The 4,299-nt window shown below is 69.6% G+C and carries 5 protein-coding genes; all 5 read right to left on the bottom strand.

From position 1 onward, the window contains the following. The coding region (locus tag AC04L7_RS13180) for a redoxin domain-containing protein (protein WP_475513168.1) at positions 1–667 on the bottom strand (667 nt) is incomplete at its 3' end. 22 nt (positions 668–689) lie between these two features. Then, positions 690–1,154, bottom strand: coding sequence for a low molecular weight protein-tyrosine-phosphatase (locus tag AC04L7_RS13185; protein WP_296281255.1), 465 nt, complete (start codon positions 1,152–1,154; stop codon positions 690–692). Further along, positions 1,151–1,933: a 3-deoxy-manno-octulosonate cytidylyltransferase gene (gene kdsB / locus AC04L7_RS13190; protein ID WP_475513169.1), complete on the bottom strand. Its 783-nt coding sequence runs from the start codon at positions 1,931–1,933 to the stop codon at positions 1,151–1,153. Before kdsB ends, AC04L7_RS13185 begins: the two co-directional genes overlap by 4 nt. A 30-nt stretch (positions 1,934–1,963) precedes the next feature. Beyond that, positions 1,964–2,965 (bottom strand): tetraacyldisaccharide 4'-kinase, encoded by a 1,002-nt coding sequence (gene lpxK, locus AC04L7_RS13195; protein WP_435999085.1) that lies wholly within the window; start codon positions 2,963–2,965, stop codon positions 1,964–1,966. A gap of 11 nt (positions 2,966–2,976) precedes the next feature. Beyond that, positions 2,977–4,299: lipid A export permease/ATP-binding protein MsbA (gene msbA, locus AC04L7_RS13200; protein ID WP_475513170.1), on the bottom strand; the 1,323-nt coding region annotated here is incomplete at its 5' end.

The raw sequence follows: 4,299 nt of genomic DNA on the forward strand, positions 1-4,299 counted from the left end.
GGAATGCGGCGTGGTTCAACTCGCCATCGGCGAAGTCCGGCGTACCCATGCCGAACTGGCGGATGACCCGACCATGATGGTTGCACTCCAGCACCCGGTGGTGGCCRCTGTCGGCGACGAACAGCCGGTCCGGCGTGGCMACCAGTCCGGTCGGAAAGCACAACGGCAACCGGGGCTCGGGGTGGGCGTCCCGGAACACCCGCAGGTCATCGTCCGGCGGCACATGCAGGCCATCGCACAGGCGTGCGATCTGCCGCTCCAGGTCCGCCAGCCCTTCAGCCCCCATCGCACGGTGGCGCACGTGGCCTTCGCCATCGATCAGCAGCACCGTGGGCCAGGCGTCGACGCCATAGCGCTGCCAGGCGACCCAATCCGCGTCGTGCGCCACCGGCAGCGAAACACCGTGGCGGCGCAGGCGCTTCACCGCGCTCTGCGGGTCCCGCTCGCTGTCGAAACGGGGTACGTTGATCGCCAGCGCCTGCAGCCGCCCCAAGTAACGCGCCTGCAGGACCGCCAGGTCGTTGAGCCGTTGCGCGCACCAGGCGGAGGCACTGTTGACGAACGCGAGGGCCACGATGCGGCCGCGCTGCTCGTGCAGCGAGGTCGCGGGCGCGTTCAGCCATTGCAGGCCTCGCGGCAGTTCGGGAGCCAGGGTCGTGTCGTTCATCCGCTTCGATTATGCCCCAGTCTCAGTTGGCGGCGAGTCGGGCCACGACCGCCTGTGCCGCCGAATCGACCAGTCGCCAGACCTGCTGGAAGTCTTCCGGCCCGCCCGTGTAGGGATCGGGCACCTCGCCTGCGGCTTCCAGGCCGGCCCACTCCAGCAGCAGCACGACGCGTCCCCGGGCCGCGGCCGGGGCCATGCGCAGGACATCGCGGAGATTGGCCCGGTCGGCGCACAGGATCCAGTCGAAGGTGTCGAAGTCGTCCGCGGTCACCTGGCGTGCCCGCTGTCCGCCGATGTCGACGCCGTGTCCGCGTGCGCAGGCGATCGCGCGCCGATCGGGGGGCTCGCCGGCATGCCAGCCGCCGGTGCCCGCGGAATCGACCCGCACCCGCCCGGCCAGCGCGGAGGCCTCAAGACGCGCGCGCAACGCACCTTCGGCCATCGGTGACCGGCAGATGTTGCCCAGGCACACGACCAGCAGGTTCACGCCTGCGCCTGCAGGATGGCCTCGGCACGCGCGAGATCTTCCGGTGTGTCGACGCCGGGCGGGAAGGGTTCCGGCGTCAGCGCGACGGCAATGCGGTGCCCCGCCTCCAGCACCCGCAACTGTTCCAGCGACTCGACCTGCTCGAGCCGGCCCGGCGGCATCGCCGAAAAGCGACGCAGGAATCCCGCGCGGTAGGCGTAGATGCCGATGTGCCGCAGCCATGCACCCGGCGGCAGCACGTCGCGCGACCGTGCGAACGCGTCGCGCGACCGTGCGAACGCGTCGCGGTCCCACGGAATGGGCGCGCGGCTGAAATACAAAGCATCGCCATTGGCTGCGCGCACCAGCTTGACCGCATTCGGGTCGAACAGCGTCGCCGCATCGTCGACGGCCACGGCCAGCGTCGCCATGTCCGCGCCGCTCGTAGCCAGCGCATCGACCACGGCACGGATGCCGGCCGGTGGCGCGAAAGGTTCGTCGCCMTGCAGGTTAACCACCAGCGCATCATCGGCCCAGCCGGCGATGTCGGCGCACTCGGCGAGCCGGTCGCTGCCCGACGCGTGGCGCTCGGACGTCATCGCGACCAGAACCTCGGTGCCCTGCAACGCCTCGCGAATGCGGGCGTCATCGGTGGCCACCCACACCTCGCGCGCGCCAGCGGCCAGCGCACGACGGGCGACATGCACGACCAGCGGCGTGCCGCCGAGCAGTCGCAAGGGTTTGCCCGGCAGCCGTGAAGCCGCATAGCGAGCGGGAATGGCGACGATGAAATCGGTCATCGGAATCCGGAGCGGGTCGGGAGAGGATTTCTATTCTGCGGCCGCATTGGCAGCGGGCGCGAGTCGTTCCAGCAGGGCTATCCAGAACGCCTCCGGCAGTTTCGCAACGACCGGCACGCTGTAGAACCATGCGTTGGCGAACGTCGCGCACTTCACGGCGTCCTTCTCGGTCATCAGCACCGGCAGTTCGCTGCCGAACGAGAAATCCTCGGCTTGGTACGAATGGTGGTCCGCGAACGCATGCGGCACCACGCCCAGACCTTTCGCGCGCAGCATGGCGAAGAAACGGCCTGGATTGCCGATGCCGGCCACCGCATGCACACGCTGGCCGACGAAGGCAGACAGCGGCTTCGGCCGGCCACCGCGCAAGGGCAACGCATCGTCCGCCTGCAAATGCATGGGCCATTCGCCGAATGCGGCATCGGCCTGGGCATCGGGAAGGTTGACGACGCGGAACGCACACGCGGCCGCGCGCTCGACCGGCTCGCGCAACGGGCCGGCAGGCATCAGGCGGCCGTTGCCGTAGCGGCGCGCGCCGTCGATCACTTCGATCTCCACGTCACGCTGCAGGCGATAGTGCTGCAGACCGTCGTCGCAGATGACCAGGTCGCAGCCCGCGGCCACCAGTGCCCTGGCGGCGGCGACGCGATCACGATCCACGCGCACGCGGGTACCGGTATGTCGGGCGATGAGGACGGGTTCGTCGCCGCCGTCGGCCGGCGGCGTGGCGGCGTCGACCCACCGTGCCTGGCCGTCGTCGTCGCGGCCGTAGCCGCGGCTGGCCACACCCGGCTTGAACCCGGCCGCGCGCAGCCGCTCGACCAGCGCGATGGTCAGGGGTGTCTTGCCGGTGCCGCCGGCCGTGATGTTGCCCACCACGATGACCGGAACGCCGACGCGGTGCCGGCGCAACACGCCCAGCCCGTACAGGCGCGCCCGCGCCGCGACCAGCGCGCCGTAGACGGCGGCCAGTGCACGCGCCCACAGCGGCACCGTGCCGTCGCCGAACCAGTACGCGGGAGGTTGCGGCATCGCGCGCCTGCTCACCCCGCCTCGCCCTCGCGGAACTGCATCTGGTAGAGGTGAGCGTACAGGCCACCGTGCGCGAGCAGTTCGGCATGGGTGCCCTGCTCAACCAGACGCCCCTGGTCCAGCACCAACACCTGGTCTGCATGCTCGATGGTCGACAGGCGGTGCGCGATGACCAGCGTGGTGCGGTCCGGCATCAGCTTCTGCAGCGCGTTCTGCACCAGGCGCTCGGACTCGTTGTCGAGCGCTGCGGTCGCTTCGTCGAGGATGAGGATCGGCGCGTCCTTCAGCATCGCGCGTGCGATCGCCAGGCGCTGGCGCTGCCCGCCCGACAGGCGTCCGCCCTTGTTGCCGATCGGCGCCTGCATGCCTTCGGGCAGCTCATGCACGAACTCCATCGCGTTGGCGCCGCGCACGGCATCCTCCATCGCCGCGGCATCCGCGCCCTGCAGTTCGCCATAGGCGACGTTCGCGGCCACCGTGCCATCGAACAGCATCACCTGCTGGCCGACCAGCGCGATCTGCCGGCGCAGATCGGCCAGCCGGTAGTCCTGCAGGGGATGGCCATCGAGCAGGATCTGGCCGGACTCGGCCTCGTAGAACCGCGGGATCAGCTTGATGAGGGTCGACTTCCCGCTGCCGGAGCGTCCCACGATGGCGGTCACCGTGCCAGGGCGCGCGGTGAAGCTGATGCCCTCCAGCGCAGGCCGGCTCTGGCCCGGATAGCGGGTGGTAATGTCGCGGAACTCGATCACGCCGCTGGCACGGTCCAGCGGACGCCGGCCATGGTCCTGTTCGTCCTCGGCGTCGAGCACGGCGAACAGGCGCTGTGCGGAGGCCACGCCCCGCTGCAGCATGTTCTGTACGTTGGTCAGCTGCTTCAGCGCCGGGATGATGGCCATCATCGACACCATCAGCGAAACGAAGCCGCCCGCCGTCAGGCGTCCCGCCATGGCCTCGCGCCCGGCGAAGAACAGCAGCAGTGCCAGTCCCACCGCACCCATCAGCTGCACCATGGCCGACGAGATGCTGCGGGTCGCCTCCACCTTCATGGCCAGCCGCAGGTTGGTGTCCGCCAGCCCGGCATAGCGCGCCAGTTCGTTCTGCTGGGCACCGTAGATCTTCACTTCCTGCTGGTTGGACAGCGTCTGGTCGGCGGCCTGCATCATCTGCGCACCGCTTTCCTGGATGCGGTGGCTGATGCGGCGATACCGCTTGGCCACCGTATCCATCATCCAGGCCAGCGGCGGCGCCATCAGCAGGATGGCGATCGTCACCTGCCAACTGGTGTACAGCATCACCGCGAGCATGGCGATGACCTGCAACGACTGCTGCAC

The organism is Pseudoxanthomonas sp. LjRoot204_2, from assembly GCF_056175765.1.